Annotated in this window: 18 protein-coding genes; 10 read left to right on the top strand and 8 right to left on the bottom strand. The window is 35.2% G+C overall.

Annotated elements, in window-relative coordinates:
• The 6 genes from AC0KSB_RS03755 to AC0KSB_RS03730 all read left to right on the top strand — a co-directional run.
• Positions 1 to 526: ABC transporter permease (locus tag AC0KSB_RS03755; protein ID WP_472306873.1), on the top strand; the 526-nt coding region annotated here is incomplete at its 5' end.
• A 27-nt stretch (positions 527 to 553) separates the two neighbouring features.
• Positions 554 to 1,510 carry a carbohydrate kinase family protein gene (locus AC0KSB_RS03750; protein WP_472306872.1) on the top strand — a complete coding sequence of 319 codons (957 nt, stop codon included), beginning with the start codon at positions 554 to 556 and terminating at the stop codon, positions 1,508 to 1,510.
• Positions 1,503 to 2,213: a ribulose-phosphate 3-epimerase gene (locus tag AC0KSB_RS03745; protein ID WP_472306871.1), complete on the top strand. Its 711-nt coding sequence runs from the start codon at positions 1,503 to 1,505 to the stop codon at positions 2,211 to 2,213. Before AC0KSB_RS03750 ends, AC0KSB_RS03745 begins: the two co-directional genes overlap by 8 nt.
• Positions 2,206 to 2,778, top strand: coding sequence for a 6-phospho-3-hexuloisomerase (gene hxlB, locus AC0KSB_RS03740; RefSeq protein ID WP_472306869.1), 573 nt, complete (start codon positions 2,206 to 2,208; stop codon positions 2,776 to 2,778). Before AC0KSB_RS03745 ends, hxlB begins: the two co-directional genes overlap by 8 nt.
• A 5-nt stretch (positions 2,779 to 2,783) precedes the next feature.
• On the top strand, positions 2,784 to 3,845 hold the full coding sequence (locus AC0KSB_RS03735) for an aldose 1-epimerase family protein (RefSeq protein WP_472306867.1): 1,062 nt from the start codon (positions 2,784 to 2,786) through the stop codon (positions 3,843 to 3,845).
• On the top strand, positions 3,842 to 4,522 hold the full coding sequence (locus AC0KSB_RS03730) for a D-lyxose/D-mannose family sugar isomerase (RefSeq protein WP_472306865.1): 681 nt from the start codon (positions 3,842 to 3,844) through the stop codon (positions 4,520 to 4,522). The genes AC0KSB_RS03735 and AC0KSB_RS03730 overlap by 4 nt, the downstream gene beginning before the upstream one ends.
• A gap of 171 nt (positions 4,523 to 4,693) precedes the next feature.
• Here the strand turns inward: AC0KSB_RS03730 and AC0KSB_RS03725 are convergent, their stop codons facing one another.
• The 5 genes from AC0KSB_RS03725 to AC0KSB_RS03705 form a co-directional block, all read right to left on the bottom strand.
• Positions 4,694 to 5,446 (bottom strand): amino acid ABC transporter ATP-binding protein, encoded by a 753-nt coding sequence (locus AC0KSB_RS03725; protein ID WP_472306863.1) that lies wholly within the window; start codon positions 5,444 to 5,446, stop codon positions 4,694 to 4,696.
• Positions 5,447 to 5,516: 70 nt separating this feature from the next.
• Positions 5,517 to 6,227, bottom strand: coding sequence for an amino acid ABC transporter permease (locus tag AC0KSB_RS03720; RefSeq protein ID WP_472306861.1), 711 nt, complete (start codon positions 6,225 to 6,227; stop codon positions 5,517 to 5,519).
• Positions 6,217 to 6,984 (bottom strand): amino acid ABC transporter permease, encoded by a 768-nt coding sequence (locus AC0KSB_RS03715; RefSeq protein WP_472306859.1) that lies wholly within the window; start codon positions 6,982 to 6,984, stop codon positions 6,217 to 6,219. The genes AC0KSB_RS03720 and AC0KSB_RS03715 overlap by 11 nt, the downstream gene beginning before the upstream one ends.
• Before the next feature lie 6 nt (positions 6,985 to 6,990).
• Positions 6,991 to 7,914, bottom strand: a complete 924-nt coding sequence (locus AC0KSB_RS03710; protein WP_472306857.1) for a transporter substrate-binding domain-containing protein — start codon at positions 7,912 to 7,914, stop codon at positions 6,991 to 6,993.
• Between the two features lie 5 nt (positions 7,915 to 7,919).
• Complete coding sequence (locus tag AC0KSB_RS03705; RefSeq protein ID WP_472306855.1) at positions 7,920 to 8,936, bottom strand: uroporphyrinogen decarboxylase family protein; 1,017 nt, start codon at positions 8,934 to 8,936, stop codon at positions 7,920 to 7,922.
• A gap of 401 nt (positions 8,937 to 9,337) precedes the next feature.
• Here AC0KSB_RS03705 and AC0KSB_RS03700 point away from each other — a divergent pair, with 401 nt between their 5' ends.
• The 3 genes from AC0KSB_RS03700 to AC0KSB_RS03690 all read left to right on the top strand — a co-directional run bounded on the left by AC0KSB_RS03700 (position 9,338) and on the right by AC0KSB_RS03690 (position 12,868).
• Positions 9,338 to 10,912 carry a hypothetical protein gene (locus tag AC0KSB_RS03700; protein ID WP_472306853.1) on the top strand — a complete coding sequence of 525 codons (1,575 nt, stop codon included), beginning with the start codon at positions 9,338 to 9,340 and terminating at the stop codon, positions 10,910 to 10,912.
• Between the two features lie 85 nt (positions 10,913 to 10,997).
• Positions 10,998 to 11,915 (top strand): hypothetical protein, encoded by a 918-nt coding sequence (locus AC0KSB_RS03695; protein ID WP_472306851.1) that lies wholly within the window; start codon positions 10,998 to 11,000, stop codon positions 11,913 to 11,915.
• A gap of 119 nt (positions 11,916 to 12,034) precedes the next feature.
• The gene (locus tag AC0KSB_RS03690; protein ID WP_472306849.1) at positions 12,035 to 12,868 is read left to right on the top strand and encodes an L-ribulose-5-phosphate 3-epimerase; all 834 of its coding nucleotides are present in this window, start codon (positions 12,035 to 12,037) and stop codon (positions 12,866 to 12,868) included.
• A gap of 1 nt (position 12,869) precedes the next feature.
• On the opposite strand, the gene AC0KSB_RS03685 is transcribed toward AC0KSB_RS03690, so the two are convergent.
• From AC0KSB_RS03685 to AC0KSB_RS03675, 3 genes are all read right to left on the bottom strand, one after another.
• Positions 12,870 to 14,399, bottom strand: a complete 1,530-nt coding sequence (locus tag AC0KSB_RS03685) for a xylulokinase (protein WP_472306847.1) — start codon at positions 14,397 to 14,399, stop codon at positions 12,870 to 12,872.
• A 50-nt stretch (positions 14,400 to 14,449) separates the two neighbouring features.
• Positions 14,450 to 15,091, bottom strand: a complete 642-nt coding sequence (locus tag AC0KSB_RS03680; RefSeq protein ID WP_472306845.1) for a class II aldolase/adducin family protein — start codon at positions 15,089 to 15,091, stop codon at positions 14,450 to 14,452.
• Between the two features lie 75 nt (positions 15,092 to 15,166).
• Complete coding sequence (locus AC0KSB_RS03675) at positions 15,167 to 16,198, bottom strand: 2-hydroxyacid dehydrogenase (protein WP_472306843.1); 1,032 nt, start codon at positions 16,196 to 16,198, stop codon at positions 15,167 to 15,169.
• Between the two features lie 180 nt (positions 16,199 to 16,378).
• Between AC0KSB_RS03675 and AC0KSB_RS03670 the strand changes: the two genes are divergently transcribed.
• Positions 16,379 to 17,149 carry a DeoR/GlpR family DNA-binding transcription regulator gene (locus AC0KSB_RS03670; protein ID WP_472306841.1) on the top strand — a complete coding sequence of 257 codons (771 nt, stop codon included), beginning with the start codon at positions 16,379 to 16,381 and terminating at the stop codon, positions 17,147 to 17,149.
• The last annotated feature ends 95 nt before the right edge of the window (positions 17,150 to 17,244 follow it).

Here is a 17,244-nt window from a genome sequence, read left to right as displayed (position 1 = left end):
AACATATTCCTGGCTTGGAGCAGGCAGATTATTCAGAACAGATGATAAACCTACCGGCTGGCTGCCGATAATAACGATAGTGGTAATAGTGTTTGTAATAATTATGCATATTTTGCTATCTCGAACAGTATTTGGCAGACATGTGTATGCAACTGGTTCGAACAGAACAGTAGCGCATTTGAGTGGAATAAATACTGCTAGAATAATCTTTTTGGGACATGTGATTTGCGCAGCGATGGCTTCTGTTGGAGGTGTACTTAATTCTTCTAAGTTGCAAAATGGACAACCTGGTGCAATGGATGGTTACGAGATGTATGCTATTGCGGCTACTGTACTTGGTGGAACCTCATTGTCAGGTGGTAGTGGTTCTGTAGCTCGGGCTATGGTTGGTGTTGCGGTTATTGCAGTTATAAATAACGGTATGAATCTTCTGCACATTAATTCTTATTGGCAGAGGACTGTTATTGGTGCGATTATTCTGATGGCTGTTATCCTTGATATGGCTCAGAAAAAGAAAAAGCTTTAAGCTTTTCTTACCTTACAGGAGTTTTGCATGATAGATGTTATATGTATTGGAGAAATGGTTATAGACTTTATTCCAGGAAATGAAGCAAGTCATTACATAATGAATGCTGGAGGGGCACCTTCTAATGTATCAATTGCAGTGGCAAGAAATGGATATAAATCAGGTTTTATTGGCAAGTTGGGAAATGATGATTTCGGTAGGTTTCTTATAAATACACTTCTTGAAAATAATGTAAAGTATCTTTGTAAAAATTTAACTAATGATGCTATAACTACTTTGGCTTTTGTGACCCTCGACGAAAAAGGTGACAGATCATTTACTTTCGCTCGTAAACCTGGTGCCGATATGTTTCTTAGTATTTCTGATATTGATACAAAAGCAATAGATAGTTGCCAGATACTACATGCTGGATCTTGTTCTCTTTCTGCAGAGCCAGCTGCTGAAGCTACTGGGTTCGCTATGCGCTATGCGCATGAAGTAGGACGACTGGTTTCTTTTGATGTTAATTACCGAGAGTTGCTTTGGAATTGCGAAAATCATAGAGCTATAGAAGAAATAAATAAAATTATGCCTTATGTAGATTTTCTTAAAATATCTGAAGAAGAAATAGAAATGTTTGGTGGCGAAGATAGTATTAGATCTCTAATGCAGGAAAATAAAATATCCTTAGTCATAGAAACGCTAGGTCCCAAAGGTGCAAAAGCGTGGTGGAAGAATGAAGTGATACAAATTGATGGTCTTCCAGGAGATGCTGTTGATGCCACCGGTGCAGGGGATGCTTTCTGGGGAGCCTGTTTATCCAGTTTTCTTGATAATAAAGTTGAGAACAAAGAGGATTTAACCCGCGATATTATCAAAAAAGCAATGGACTATGGAAATATAGCGGGAACTCTTTGTGTAAGATCAAAAGGTGCAATTTCTTCCTTGCCAACAAAAAAAGAAATTCTTAATTATTTGGATTCTGCGGGTGAAACATATGAATAATATTTGGAATGAAAAAATAGTTTACTCACCATCTCTGATTTGTCTTGATATGTGTAATTTGCAAGATCAAGTAAAAGAGCTTGAGCAATCTGGAATAAAAATGCTGCATGTAGATATTCTTGATGGTCACTTCAGTCCTAGTATGCCGTTAGGTCTTGAAGCTGTCAGACAACTTAGACGTTTGACTTCTATGGAGTTTGATGTCCACGTCATGGCAATATCAAATGATTATTTTATCGATGAGCTTTTGGACATTGGTGTACAGCAGATCATATTTCACGTTGAAACTGAAGCTCATGTAGACAATCAAATAAACCGTATAAAAAATAAAGGGGTAAGGGCAGGGGTTGCCCTAAAGCCAACAACTTCATTATCGGAGTTGGATTATATTATTGAAAAGTGTGACACTATCTTATTAATGTTAATTAATCCAGGGTATGCAGGGAGTGCATCAGAAAAGCAGGTTGTATATGCAGATAGAAAGATTAAAGAATTAAAGAAATTAATAAATTCAAGAGGGTTAAATACTTTAATAGAGGTTGATGGCAGAATTTCTAAAGAAAATATAAAGATATATGGTAAAGAATATGTGGATGTTTTTGTAGCTGGAAGCACTTGTATATCAAAAGAAAATATAAGAGAAAGTGTCATGGAAATTCAAAATATCAGAAAAAATATATTAGCAGGTAATTATAATGGATAAGTTAAATTATGATTTTACAACAGCAAAAGATATGGTAATAAATGAGCTGGAAATAACATTAGCTAGAATAGATTCTGAACAAATTGAAAAGCTCGTAAATGAAATTATGCAGGCAGAACAGGTGTTTGTTGTTGGAGTAGGAAGAGTGTTATTGTCATTGCAGGCTATGGTTAAACGCTTAGCGCATTTAGGTATTGATACACATTTTGTTGGAGAAATAACCGAACCTGCTATTACTGAGAAAGATCTGCTAATTGTTGGTTCAGGAAGTGGGTCATCACTTTTTCCGCTTGGTATAGCAAAAAAAGCAAAAAAAATAGGTGCAAGAATTGTCCATATAGGATCTAATCCAAATAGTGAAATGATCGATATTGCAAATTTCATGGTTAGAATTCCTGTGCAGACAAAGCTATATCTTGAAGATGAAATTCCTTCTAATCAACCAATGACAACTTTGTTTGAGCAGTCTTTATTTTTGCTAGGAGATATAGTTGCAAAAATGATAATTGAAAAGAAGCATCTAAACTTAAAGAATCTTTGGCAACATCACGCTAATTTGGAGTAATTTTAATGAAAAAAAAGAATATTCTATCTTACATAGGAAGTATGCAACAGTTAGCTTATGTAAGACCGTTGACATTTAACGAGGGTCGATCCGCAGGATTGTCTGCATATAACGTAAAAAATGGTGATATTCAATTTGTTGCTATGGCTGATAAATGTTTAGATATTGCAGATTTTAGCTATAAAGGAATTAGTATCAATTTTCTTTCCAAACCAGGTCTTACTGGCAGAAATCATTATGATACCAATGGCAATGAAGCTCTTAGAAGTATCATGGGCGGATTGGTGTTCACATGCGGATTAGAAAACATTTGTGCGCCATGTACAGATGAGGGCAAAGATTATCCCATGCATGGAAGAATGAGAAGTACTCCGGCTGAACATTTGAGTGCGGATGCCTGTTGGGAAAAAGATGATTATGTGATAACAATCAGTGGCGAAATGCGGGAATCTGAACTTTTCGGTGAGAATTTAGTCTTGCGCAGAAAAGTTAAAACCATATATGGAGAAAAAATTGTCACAATCCAAGATGAAATTATTAATGAAGCATTCAGAGATGAGCCAATGATGTTGATGTATCACTTTAATATAGGCTACCCGCTTTTGTCTCCTCAAAGTGAGCTGATAATACCAAGTGTCGAGGTAAAACCCAGGGATGAAGTGAGTTCAATTGAAATAGACAAGTGGAGTTTAGTTGAATCCCCTGAACCTAATAAATCTGAGAGCGTGTTTATTCATGAACTGGCAGCAGATAAAAGCGGACAGACTTTCGCAGCGATCTGGAATAAAGAAATAAATATAGGAATCAAGTTGTCATTTAACAAAAAAAATCTACCTTTTTTCTATCAATGGAAGTCTATGGCATCTGGAGATTATGTTATGGGACTAGAGCCTGCAAATTCGAGTGTCTACGGAAGACTTTATCATGTAGAGCAAAATAATTTAAAGATGCTTAAGTCACAGCAAAATGAAAAGATAGAAGTTGTAATCGAATTAATCGATGATGAGATTGAAATTAATAAATTAAAGAAATTTGCAAAAAAATTGTGCGAGGAGAATAGAAAATGAAAAGATCACAAATTAATTTAGCCGTAAAAAGAATGGAAAAAATGATTCATGAGTATAAAATTGCTTTGCCTCCCTTTTTATACTGGACAAAGAATGAATGGCTAGAAAAAGGACATGAGTATGATGAAATTCGTGATTGTATGCTAGGTTGGGATGTTACAGATTATGGTATGGGTAAGTACGAAGAGCTGGGCATTGCGCTGATAACCTTAAGGAATGGCAAATTTGGTGATGCAAAATACAAAAAATCATATGCTGAAAAATTAATAATGATCGAAGAGGGTCAGGTATCACCAATGCACTTCCATTGGAATAAAATGGAAGACATAATAAACCGTGGTGGTGGCAATCTGATATTTACATTATATAATGCGGGTAAAGATCATAAAATGTTGGATACTGATGTAGAAATACTTAAGGATGGCTGTAAATATACAGTAAAAGCAGGCTCTGAAGTCGTTCTTAAGCCGGGAGAAAGTCTGACTCTTTATCCTTATTTATATCATGAATTTATTACTGAATCCGGTAAAGGATCGACTTTGATTGGCGAAGTATCTATGGTAAATGATGATACCAGTGATAACTGTTTTGTACAGGAACTAGGTAGATTCCCCACTGTTGAGGAGGACGAAGAACCATATAGACTGCTTTGCACAGAATATCCTAAAGCTAAATAATAGCAGCAATGGCTATCACAGACGCGTGTAAAAATTTTTGTATATACCTTAGTTAGTAATCAAATGGATCTGACGGGATTGCCTAAAATCAATCATAAACAAACCGTCTAGTTGCAAAAAGTATAACAGTCGATTCTAAGATATGTAGAATCGACTGTTTTTAAAAATAAATCATATGATAAAATCCTCGATTTGTCTGGTGCGCATCAAAAATTGTTTTGTTCTTGCTTGTTTTGGACGCTTGAAAATTTGTTCAGGACTACCTTGTTCAATAATATTACCGTTATCCATAAAAACCACCTGATCGGCAACTTCTCTTGCGAAATTCATTTCATGAGTGACGACAAGCATTGTGGTGCCTTCTTCTGCCAGTTTTTTCATTACTGCCAATACTTCTCCAACCAATTCAGGATCTAAGGCAGATGTAGGTTCATCAAATAAAATTACATCAGGTTTTACGGCTATAGCTCTTGCAATACCTACTCTTTGCTGCTGTCCTCCAGATAAAGTAGCAGGCCAGGAATTGTGTTTATCAGCTAAACCAACTTTGGCAAGTGCTTCCTCTGCGATTTTTTGTGCTTTTAACTTAGGAAGTTTGCGAGCTATAGTAAGACCGGCCATTACATTTTCCAAAACAGTTTTATTGTTAAATAGATTATAGTTTTGAAAAACAAAAGCGGTTTTTTTTCTAATGATTGATATTTCTGCAGATTTTGCTTTGTCGGCAGAAAGCTTTGTGTCGCCAAGTTTAATAATTCCTTTGTCTGCTTTCTCAAGAAAATTAGCGCAACGAAGAAGTGTTGTTTTACCAGATCCGCTTGAACCTATAATGACAACAACTTCGCTGTTTTTTACCTGCAGATTTACTCCTTTTAAAACATGATTATTTCCAAAAGATTTGTGAATATTCTCTAATACCAACATGTTTAATTTACCTCGTGCAGCAATCGGTTACTTCTTAAATCAGATCTCAACTTGCTGCTTTTCAAAATTTTCAGATGATTCCTAACTGACGGAAACGTCCAAATCTTTTTTCCGCTAGATTAAAAAGAAGCTGCGTTAAGGAACAGAGCAAAATATAGATTAGAAAAATAAGAATATATGCTTCTATATAATGGTAGCCGAAAGATGCTTCTATTCTTGCAATAGCTGTAACATCCTTGACTGTCATCAGAAATGCAAGAGATGTTGTTTTTATAAGATTTACTGTTAGATTACACAAGTTTGGTAAAGCACTTACCAAAGCTTGTGGAATTATTATTTGTTTATATGCTTGAAAGGTTGAAAAACCTATGGATAAAGCGCTTTCCAGTTGTCCCTTGTTTACAGTCGTTAGAGAAGATCTAAATATTTCTGATAATCCTGCGCTGCTGTTTATTGCAAAAACAATAAATGCATAGTAAATAGGATTGATATCAAAAACATTAAATGATAAACCTGCTTTTTGAGACAACGCATTCAGCATACTGGGGAAAAGGCTGTAGACAAGTAATATTTGCAAAACTATTGGTGTGCCGCGAACAAGAGAAGTGTATGTTTCTGCAATTCTGGATAAAATCTTAATCTGCTTTGTTTTTACAATAGCTATTAAATAGGCTAAAGGTGTTGCCAAAACAAGAGAAACTAGCGTGATACCAACAGTAGCAGGTATTCCCTTTAGAACAGATGGCAAGGCATCTAAAATAAACTGATAATTAAGATTCATTTTGCCTCACCTTCCCTTTACCTGAAAATAATTGTGCAAAATAGTTTTGTTTTGAGTTCAAAGTTAGACTTTTACATATGCTCAAACGATTTTCTATTGTGCCGAGCGCTTTCTCTATAATGATTGTCAGTACCCAATAGATAATAGCAAGAGCTGTATAAATTTCCAGACTGTATGCTCCATAATTTCTTGATACTATTAGTGTGCCTTGGCCCATCATATCTATCAGTCCGATTGTATAAGCCAGCGATCCATCTTTCATTAGATTTGTTAATGAATTTGTGAAATTCGGTAGTGCTGATATTGCGGCTTGAGGCAATATTATTTTGATAAATGCTTGGGTTTTGCTCATCCCAATGCTCAGTGCAGCTTCTCTTTGGCCTTTGTCAACAGATTGGTAGGCGGAACGCATAAGCTCTGCCATATTGGCTGCAAATAGAAGTGAAAATGATATAATTACAAAAATTGCTTTGTGCATTGAGTTGATATCAACACTGATTGCCTCTTGTATTAGTTTTGGCAATCCGTAATAAATAATAAACAGCATTACAATAGGTGGAGTACAACGCGTTACAGCTATGTATAAAGACGATAAATGAAAAGCAATTATAGATTTGCTGAGCCTGGCCCATGCCAGGAAAAATCCCAGCACAGACCCGGTGAAAATTGTGGCTACCAGTACGAGCAGTGTTACCGGCAAATATGACAGCAAATAAGGTAATGTCTCCAGAATAATTACTGGATCAAACTTGCGCATCAGATATTATTCCTGTACGTACTGGAATATGTCTTCGCCAAAATATTCCAGTGACAGTTCTGTAAGTATGCCATCTTCGCGTAACTGCTCTAACGCAATATCATAGGCTGATGCCAGATCAGCAGCTTCTTTATTAAACAATGGCCAGGTAGGTATTGCCTGATAAGGAACATATGATAGTTTATCTGCATAATCTGCATAAGGTGCTGACTCTGCAAGAATATTATTTTCGAAAGAAAGCTTGATGTCGAAAAAACCGTCATACCTTCCTTCAAGTACCCAAATATAAGCATCTGCTATATTGAAGGCTTCGGAAGGAGTTAGTTCTACCTGATTATCTGGATTGCTATCATTATACTGTTGAACAATTGTCCATTGAGCATTCTGCGGAGCTATTGGAACCAATTTACCGCTAAATTTGGCAAAAGATTCAAGATCAGTTATTTTATCAGCATTTTCTGACCTTATAGCCAGACCGATAATGCTTGCTCCAATATAGTTCTGAGGGAAAATATATTTTTCTGCTCTTTCTTCTGTAAACCAAGCTCCTTTTGTTCCACCATGATACTTGCCGGTTTCAATTCCTATCAAGAGATCATCATCTGATGTGGGAACAAATTCAAAAGTATATTGCGGTAAAAGTTCATCTACAGCTTTCATCACCTGTACCTCATATCCATCTGATTCGCCATCTTCATTTACAAAATCATATGGATAATAGGTCTGGGTATGAGCAATTCGAACGGTTATAGCTTCTTGATCATTTTCTGAATTATCAGAGATTTCATTGCTTTCTTTTTCGGTATCTGAAGTTGAAGTATTTTCGCTTGTTGAATCTGTATTTGAGGCTAAGCTTTGGCAAGCTGTTAAAAATAATCCTAAAGTAAGAATGACAGTTAGAACAACAAATAATAATTTATAATTTTTCATAATAATTACCTCACTTGTATAGTTTTTTTACTAAGAGCACTAGCTTTTTGACGAACCCATTCTAGTTTTGCTAAATCAATATCCCCTGGAAGAGTGCAGTCGGCACCCAAAATGATTCCTGCCTGTCCTGAATTGTTTAGAATACCTTCTACAGTTTGTTCTATTTCGGTACGATTACCACTGTAAAGAACTCCTTCGGGTCGATTGTCAAAACCACCTATGACGGCTCGTCCGCCAAATAGTTCTTTACCTTCTTCTAGGTTGATGTTTTCAATATGGACAGCCCAGTTAATTGCTTTTGCTTCATAATGAGTAAAGAAAGAAAGATCATTTCTACTTCCTTCATAACCGCATATATGCAAAATATTGTTGTCACTGAGACTGTTTGCAGATGCTAAAACTGATAATTCGGAAGGTTCAATTATTTCTTTATAAATATCACTTGCAACAGAGCTGTCCTGGATGCTTTGAACACTAAAATATATGCCATCTGCCCCGCCTATTCTTATAATCTCCTTAACAAGATGGGACAAGTCAGAGGCGATAATCCCTAGAACATACTTAACGGCCTGTTTATCTTCCTTAATAAATTCTGCCAGCACCTCATCGCCATTATCTCCATACAAAAGTCTGAGGTATTTTGAAGGTGAAAAAATATTGTAAAAAGAAGCGATGTCATGACCGAATAGTTTTATTAGTCTTTTCACATGCTCAACTTGTTTTTTGATCCACTCATGATCATGACCGATTGAATGAATTTTCCAAAAATCCGACGCTTTTTGTATTTTTACAAGTTCTTCATTAGGATACTTGAAAAATCCGTCACTCATAATTTTTATAAAATCAGGTTTAAAAGACTCATAGTATTTTTTGTGTCCGGCAAAATTTTGATCCAGGATTGAACTATTAACTAACCCATCGAAAAAATCATTTTCTTCGGTAAAGTGAAACCAAAATCCAACTGGCACACGTGAGACTGGTTTATTATTAAATGCATTAAAAACAAGATTTCTTTTAGACATATATGACCTCCTAAAAAACAATAAAAAAGCAGGTATCAGAAGACCCTGCACAGTTCCGAAATATAAAAAGAAACACGCAAAGTCAACACATTCGTGGCATCATTTTGCAACAACACATCTGCATGTTTCTTTCTTTAATAATGTTTGTTTGTACTGTTTTTGCAATTGTCAATTTCATATCGACTACCTCCTGATTACTATTCCTACTAAAACGGTATGCATAGTAGGGTATGAAAAGTTTATAACACAGCTTTTTTGATGTGTCAACAAAAATTTGCAACAAAATAAATCTATTAGGCAAAAGCATTGTATAATTAAGTAAATAGAAAAAGCTTGAGCTAGGCACTTTCTAATACTTGGAATATGGGATTAAAATATAAATTTTAATAAAGGCGATAGTTATGATAAAAAGTAAAAAAATAAAAATTAAATTCATTTCCTTATTCCTGGCTTTGATTATGGGCGTTTCCATAATGAGCGGATGTTCCGAAATCAAAGAGCTGCTGAATGATAAGATTAATACGGTAAAAACTACAGATGAATTGGATATCACCGAAAATTCAGCCGATAAAAACAATAAGCCTGAAACTACAGCCACGACAGAACAAGTTGCAGAGCCTACTGTTTTTGAGCAGGATCTTGAATACCTTAAAAGTCTTAACATAGATCTACCAAAGGTCAGACCGCAAGGAAATATAAGTAATGAACAGTTAATTGATATTATTGCTGAGGTTTATGAAGCCTTCGCCGGAGAAATAGACTTATCTTTAATGAACCCTGCATATGAAGTTAGTGAAGGGATAAAAAAACTAACTTATTTGGGAATATATTACAGTGATTATTTCTATGAAAAACCAGAACCTTATGTTGTTACTTATAGCCAGGCGTCTTTTTGGCTGACAGAAATATACAACAAATTATTGCAGGATTCTGTGAAACGGCAAAATAAAACTGCTATTGTTGAGGATTTATTAAAAAGAATTAATATCAGCACTTCTCTTTATGTCTGGACTCCTGAAATGACAGAACATATTACTTTTACAGTAGATGATCTTTTGGCTGATTATGCTGCTAAAGAAGCTCAAAATCAAAGTGATTATGTAATTAGAGGAGATGATCAGCTAACTAGAATAATAGCAGCACATATGCTGGTCAATGCTTTCGAAACATTTAATGGTGAGATTATTCCTGACAGGCAAAACAAGCCTTCTGACACAAATGATCTTGCCGCATGGAAAGCAAATAATTTTATGATCTGGCCCGATGATGAAAAATTTAATCCTAATCAAACTGGTGATTGGGATGATGTATATTTTCTAGGGGCTCTTGATTATGATAGTCAGCTAAGTATGACTATGAAACCGGGAGATCCACGCTGCCCCTACGGTGCAATAATTTCTGCACTGGCAAATCTGGCAAGATCCTGTAGCTTGCTAAATTTTAATTTTCCACCGGAGACCGTTGTTTTAAATGAAAGACCGTATCCCTGGTTTGTGTACCAACTTGATACAGGAGAATATGGGGATGTTAACTGTATGCCTTCATGCATAGAAATGTCTATAAGATACCAAAATCTCCCTTTCGTACCATCTACAGAAAACATGCGTGCAGAGCACCCGCTTGATGGACAAGGGTGGACTGACTTTCTTGCAGAAGAGGTGATGTATCAATACGATTTGAATTTCGGTTGGGCTTATGCCGAGGATATTGAAGGATCCCTTGACTATATGATGCATTTATTAGAAGAAGGAAATATACTATATGTAATGTATATTGAAACATATGCCTATGAAGGGCATGCTGTTATTTTGAAAGGATATCGACAGCGTGGCGATTTGATAGAATTTATTGTGTCAGATCCGAATTCAAGTCAGATAGGTTCGTATGGTTACCCGGATTATTTCAAAGATGCCAGAGTCATGATTGAAGATATTATGAGACATGTACCAAGATATTTTATAATATATCCCGACTAAATGAATCTTATTGAAAGTTTTATTTAATATATATTAAAAGAAAAAGAGTGAGTTGAGTAGGAATGTATATCAGGGGGAAAAAGATGTGAATGATGATGTCAATAGCAAAGATGGTAATAATAACAGTGAAAAAAGTGAAGATGTATTTACAGCAGGAAACTATGATTTGAAAAAGTGCTTAATAGGTCCGGAACTTTTTGACACTTACTTGCTGGTTTTGAAAATCGTTTTAATTGCTGTAGGAGTAGGTTTATTGATTGCCAAAACAATTCAGCTTGCGGGCATTAGTAGTGCAGTTGACAGTGGTGGTTCGGAAATATTATCGGCTTTTATGAGTTTAATAGGTGGTTTATGGTCAGGACTGCTTTCTGCTTTTGGTATGGTAACTTTAATTTTTGCGATGTTTGAGCGTTTTTCTGATGCAGAAGAATTACAAAAAATGAAGGAAGATTTTATTGGTAAGGGAATTTCTGGCAAAACAGCAGAAAAAAAAGAAAAAACAAATAAAACACGTATAAAATTAGGCGACCCTATTGCTACTATTATTTTCTCCTTGTTTTTTCTGATTGCTATAAATTTAATTCCCGAATTATTTGGATTATATAGACAAGGTGAAGCCGGTATCAGAATAACGGCTTTTTTAGGAGCGGGGTTCAGCCGTTATTTGATCTGGATTAATATTGTCCTGGTTCTTGGTATTGTTCTTGAAATGATAAAAATTATTTATGGTCGCTGGACTTTATCTCAGGTCGCAGCCGGCCTTATTCAAAATACTTTGTCTATTATTGTGTCTTTGCTTGTAATTAGAGATCCTCAGTTTATTAATCCATCTTTTGTAAACGAAATAAATAAGATGTTAGCAGAAGCAGGAGCTAATTTCTCTGTTAATTGGTCTTCTGGACTAATAACTGTATTAACTATTCTCGTTATACTGGGTTATCTAATTGATACGATTTCTATTGCTTATAAAGGCTGGTATCTTAGAACGGAGACTATAGAATAGACATGCTATTTTAGATATAATACATGAATGCCGCATATATTAATTGTTAAAACGTTTATTGCTTATTAGAAAAAATGTGTATAAATTTTGTTGTAAAATAATTAGGAGATCTTATATTTATGGATTATATGTTAGGACTATATGAAAAATCGATGCCTGATGAATTGACTCTTGAAGAAAAATTAATTTGTACAAAAAACGCAGGTTATAACTTTCTTGAACTTAGTATTGATGAAAGTGACATGAGATTAGCGCGTCTTGATTGGACAAAAGCAGAAAGAGCTGAACTGATTAATTCGATGTTGCGTACAGGTGTATGTATAAGAACGATGTGTCTTAGCGGGCATAGAAAATATCCATTGGGAAGTTTATCGGAAGATATAAAAAAAAGATCAATCGAAATAATGGAAAAAGCAATTATCCTGGCCTATGATTTAGGCATTAGAATAATTCAGATTGCTGGTTATGATGTTTATTATGAAGAATCTACACCTGAAACAGAAAGGCTATTTGCTGAAAATTTAAACAAAAGTGTTTCGATAGCCTCAAAATATGGTGTTGTGCTTGCTTTTGAAACTATGGAGACTGAATTTTTAAATACTGTAAAAAAATGTATGAAATACGTTAAATTGAACGATTCACCATATTTGCAGATATATCCTGATTTAGGAAACATTACCAATGCAGCCTTAAAGTATAAAACAGATCCTGTAGATGACTTGGAAAGTGGGCATGGTCATATTGCTGCCGTGCATCTTAAAGAAACAATACCGGAAGTGTTCAGAGAGGTACCGTTTGGAACGGGACATGTTGATTTTGCTGCTTTGATTAAAAAATCAATTGAATCAGGGGTGAATTTGTTTGTTGCGGAATTCTGGTTCACAGGTTCTCAAGAATGGGAACAGGATTTAATAGACAATAGACTTTTTCTAGAGCAATATCTGAGAAGATAAATTAATCTGGTTTTGCTAGATTGGCTAGCTTTTCAAAATCTGATTTTGTGTGCTGGTAAATGCTGATATATATATCAAAAAGCTTTGTGTAATATTTATGAAGTTCTTTGTTGGGATAATATATTTTCTTTTTGGAAATATATCTTTTAACAGTTGAAGGTGATTTTTCTAAATCACCTATAGACATAGCTGCGATCAAGGAGTTACCCAAGCCACCACCGCTTGAACTATCAATCGTGATGATTTTTTTGTTGATAATATCTGCTTTTATCTGTAACCAGATATTACTGCCTGATCCGCCACCAACTGAATACAAAGAATCAATTACAGCACCAGATTTTTCTGCTTCAATTACATTGTGGTACAGGGCAAAGGCGGTTCCCTCTAATATAGAACGTATAATGTCGTGTCTTGATGTCTTGTGTGTGAGGCCGAACATAAGCCCTTTGGCGTGAGGATCCCAGAGTGGTGATCTTTCACCGGAAAAATAAGGTAGGAATATGAGTCCGCTCGAACCTGGCGGTGATAAGCCGGCAAGTTCGTCCATATATTTGTAGGGGTTTGTCATATATTTTTGGAAATCATCATCCTGGGTGCAGCCGATATTGTTTCTGTACCATTTGAGAACTGATCCTGTCGAACTTATAGGGCCTATAAGCAGTTTTGAATCGGTAAAAATATGGTTCATATTTACCAGCATGCCCTGTGAGGAGCTGAAATTACCTCCTGCCATAAGCACTGTTGAAGTTCCTGTCATCTCAACGGCTTCCCCATGCCCTGTGACTCCGGCTTCTAAAGCTGCTGAGGAAGCATCAACATTCCCTGCTGTAACAGGAATTCCTTGTGGCAGTCCTGTTTCCTGTGCAGCACTGTGCGAAATTCCGCCGATTATATCAGTAGAATTGTAGATGGCCGGAAGGATGTTTATATCAAGATCAGCTTTTGTGCATATTTCATTTGACCAGGTTTTTTTCTTGATATCATAAAGGCCGGTTAAACTGGCGTGAGCACAATCGCAGCTTATTAAACCGGTTAATTTGTAATTTATGTATCCATTAACTTGCAAAAGATTGGCTGTTTGAACATAAAGATTTTTTTCTTTTTCTCTAAACCAGAGAAGTTTTCCTATTAAGTAATACGGATCCAGTCTGTTGCCGGTTATATTTATAAAATTTTCGTTAGAAAAGATTTCCTTGTATTTTCTACATTGGCTGGTTGAGCGCCTGTCTGCCCAGATCAGAGCATTTCTCAGTGGTTTGCCGGTTTTATCTAAAGGAAGCAGGGCTGGTGCATGTGAGCTTACACAGATTGAACTTATTTTATTTTTTAACAAGGGTTCGATGTTCAGGATTTTCCTGATGCAGCGTAAAGTTGCCTGCCACCATTCTTCAGGATTCTGTTCTACTTCAATTGAGGATAAATATATTGTAGGATATTCCTCGTTAAATTCGATTGTTTTTTTGAAATCAGAATTGTAGATTGAAGTTTTTACGCTCGTAGTGCCAATATCGATGCTCATATAATATTTCATACAATCACCCGTTCCTGAAATAACGATTTGAAAGCTTGTTTGCTCACCAATTATTTGTTATAGACATCGGCTTTTATTTGATAAAGTTTTTTCACCTGCTCATCGTCAAGACAGACTTCTCTGCCGATTAGTCTGGCATAAATAGTTATTGCGGCATAATGTTCAAGTGTTTCCATTTTATAATATGCGTCAAAAATATCCGGCCCTATTGTTAAAGCTCCATGGTTGGCCAATAAGATTGCACTGGTATTTTCAAGTTGTTTTCCCACGGCTTCAGGGATTTCATTTGTAGTAGGGGTGCCATAATTGGCTAGTTTAACCTCTCCTAGTGAAAAAACAATTTCCGGTAGTGTCACATTATCAAAGGTTGTATTTGTAACAGCAAAAGCAGTCGCTTTTGGCGGATGAGCATGGACAACTGCTTTTATGTCACTTCTTTTTTTATAAACTTCTAAATGCATTTTATACTCTGAGGAAGGTTTGCTTTTTCCCTCTAATAGGTTACCGTCAAAATCTATTATCAGCATTTCTTCTTCTTTCATAAACCCTTTTGACACACCTGAAGGTGTAATCAAAATTCGGTTTTCATCAAGACGGATACTTAAGTTGCCATCATTTGAAGCAACAAAACCTTTTTGATACATTAATTTTCCGACGCTTATCATATCTTCTCTTAATTTCTTAATATTCATTTATTTTTTCCTCGTTTTCTATTAATTAGTCAACTTTTTCGACTGATTTTAGGCATTGTGAATTTGGTTTTTAATTTACAAAGAAGGCGTTAAGGTGTTTTTTACAGGTTTGTTGTCAAGAAATGAAACTATGTCTTCAAAAAGCAAGCTAAGTCCATATTCAAGAGTTTCTTTAGTAGCACCTGCTATATGTGGCGTAACAATTATATTATCCAATTCAAGTAAAGGACTGTTGAAATTTATTGGTTCCTCAGGGAAAACATCTAATGCCGCTTGAGCTATATGTTTATCTCTTAAAGCAACATATAAATCTTCATAATCAACTAAACCGCCTCTGGCAGTATTAATAAAAACAGCATTGTTTTTCATTAGTGTAAATGCTTTGGAATCAAACAAGTGATAAGTTTCTTCCGTAAGTCTTGCCTGAACAGAAATTATGTCAGAAGTCTTAAGCATTTCACTGAAGCTAACTTTTTTTACATTATATTCTGCCATAGTTTTTTCAGAAACATATGGATCAAAAGATATTACACTTGTGCCAAAAGCCTGAAGCATTTTTGTGATTCTAATTGAAATATTCCCAAAACCTGCAAGGCCGACTATTTTGTTTTTTAGTTCAAAACCGGTTTTTTCATAACAATATAAATCATAGCGCCAGTTTTTGTTCATAAGATCAAAATGCGATCTGCAAATATTTTTACAGCAGGACAAGATAAGTCCCAAGGTGTATTCTGCAACTGCATTGGCATTTCTGCCAGGAGTATTCAAAACAGTAATTTTCCTTGCGATTGCTTCGTCAAGGTTAATGTTGACAGGGCCTCCTCTGATTACTGCGAGTAGTTTTAATTTATCAGCTTGCGAAATAACTTTTTGACTTATTGGAGCAGCGTGGAGAATTACAATTTCGGCGTCTTGGATTTTGGTTGCGATTTCGCTTTCCGAGCCTTCAAATTCTCTTATTTCATCATTTTTTTGAAAAGGTTTTAATGGCCAGCTGCCCTCGATTACATCAATTGCATCAATATTATACTTTTTCAAATAAGTATTAATGTAATTTTTTACAATTTCACTTTTTACGAATTTGTCTGCAAGAATAAGTATTTTCACGATGACCCTCCTTATTAATACTTTTGATAGTAAGTGTTATATTTGTTTTGGATAATATAACAAAAAACAACATTAGTCAACAAAGATTTGAGTTTGTTATGTGATGAACAGGATTTTTGCGGTATAATCATGTTTGAAATTATTTTTATATGATAAAAAATTATCTGCGAGGAATTTATAATGCTTAAGCAAACGAGACATGAAAGAATAGTCGAATTACTCTCAAAATCCGGGTCTGTTGAAATTAAAAATTTGTGTAGATTATTTGATGTAACAGAAATGACTATAAGAAGAGATTTGGACGAAATTGTTGAGCAGGGATTGGCAGTAAGAACGCATGGGGGAGCTATTCTTGCAGATAATAATACTCTTATTGAGCAACCTTTTGAGGTTCGGGTGAAAGCTGGTTATGATAAAAAAGATGCCATAGCCAGAAAAGCACTTGAATATATACAAGATGGAACAAAAAATTTCTTTAACAGCAGCTCTACCGTTTTTTGTCTTGCTAGAAGAATTGAAGCTGAAAGGTCTTTAATAATTGTTACCGAAGCAATAAACATTGCATATGAGCTTAATTCAAGAAATAATGTTGTTGTTATACAAATCGGTGGAGAGTTAAGGAAAAATACTATTTCCTGCATAGGTTATTTTGCCGAAAATATGATTTCCCAACTGCATTTTGATGCTGCATTTATAGGTGTTAATGCAATAGATCAGGAAGGGAATCTTTATTGCAGAAGTACTTATGAAATTGGTATATACAAAAAAATATTCAGTTCCAGTAAAAAAATAATTGTAATGGCTGATTCATCTAAAATTGGTGTTCAGGATTTTTCCTGTATAGGCCATATCAAAGAAACGACTGTTTTAATAACTGATAACGAATCAGATAAAGATATTCTGAAAAAATACAGTGATTATGGTGTAGAAGTTGTTATTGCACCTATCTAGTCTTGCAAAACCAATAAGTAGTAGAAAAATTCATTGTTTGTGTTATTATGATAAATATTGTTGCATATAAATTACATTGTATTCGGATAATGTGT

It is taken from the genome of Ercella succinigenes, assembly GCF_900002895.1.
This window is presented reverse-complemented; position numbering and strand designations above follow the sequence as displayed.

What these genes read in the sequence shown, in the direction of transcription:
- AC0KSB_RS03750 (WP_472306872.1), top strand. Translation starts at nt 554, where the DNA reads ATGATAGATGTTATATGTATTGGAGAAATGGTTATAGACTTTATTCCA.
- AC0KSB_RS03745 (WP_472306871.1), top strand. Translation starts at nt 1,503, where the DNA reads ATGAATAATATTTGGAATGAAAAAATAGTTTACTCACCATCTCTGATT.
- hxlB (WP_472306869.1), top strand. Translation starts at nt 2,206, where the DNA reads ATGGATAAGTTAAATTATGATTTTACAACAGCAAAAGATATGGTAATA.
- AC0KSB_RS03735 (WP_472306867.1), top strand. Translation starts at nt 2,784, where the DNA reads ATGAAAAAAAAGAATATTCTATCTTACATAGGAAGTATGCAACAGTTA.
- AC0KSB_RS03730 (WP_472306865.1), top strand. Translation starts at nt 3,842, where the DNA reads ATGAAAAGATCACAAATTAATTTAGCCGTAAAAAGAATGGAAAAAATG.
- AC0KSB_RS03725 (WP_472306863.1), bottom strand. Translation starts at nt 5,446, where the DNA reads ATGTTGGTATTAGAGAATATTCACAAATCTTTTGGAAATAATCATGTT.
- AC0KSB_RS03720 (WP_472306861.1), bottom strand. Translation starts at nt 6,227, where the DNA reads ATGAATCTTAATTATCAGTTTATTTTAGATGCCTTGCCATCTGTTCTA.
- AC0KSB_RS03715 (WP_472306859.1), bottom strand. Translation starts at nt 6,984, where the DNA reads ATGCGCAAGTTTGATCCAGTAATTATTCTGGAGACATTACCTTATTTG.
- AC0KSB_RS03710 (WP_472306857.1), bottom strand. Translation starts at nt 7,914, where the DNA reads ATGAAAAATTATAAATTATTATTTGTTGTTCTAACTGTCATTCTTACT.
- AC0KSB_RS03705 (WP_472306855.1), bottom strand. Translation starts at nt 8,936, where the DNA reads ATGTCTAAAAGAAATCTTGTTTTTAATGCATTTAATAATAAACCAGTC.
- AC0KSB_RS03700 (WP_472306853.1), top strand. Translation starts at nt 9,338, where the DNA reads ATGATAAAAAGTAAAAAAATAAAAATTAAATTCATTTCCTTATTCCTG.
- AC0KSB_RS03690 (WP_472306849.1), top strand. Translation starts at nt 12,035, where the DNA reads ATGGATTATATGTTAGGACTATATGAAAAATCGATGCCTGATGAATTG.
- AC0KSB_RS03685 (WP_472306847.1), bottom strand. Translation starts at nt 14,399, where the DNA reads ATGAAATATTATATGAGCATCGATATTGGCACTACGAGCGTAAAAACT.
- AC0KSB_RS03680 (WP_472306845.1), bottom strand. Translation starts at nt 15,091, where the DNA reads ATGAATATTAAGAAATTAAGAGAAGATATGATAAGCGTCGGAAAATTA.
- AC0KSB_RS03670 (WP_472306841.1), top strand. Translation starts at nt 16,379, where the DNA reads ATGCTTAAGCAAACGAGACATGAAAGAATAGTCGAATTACTCTCAAAA.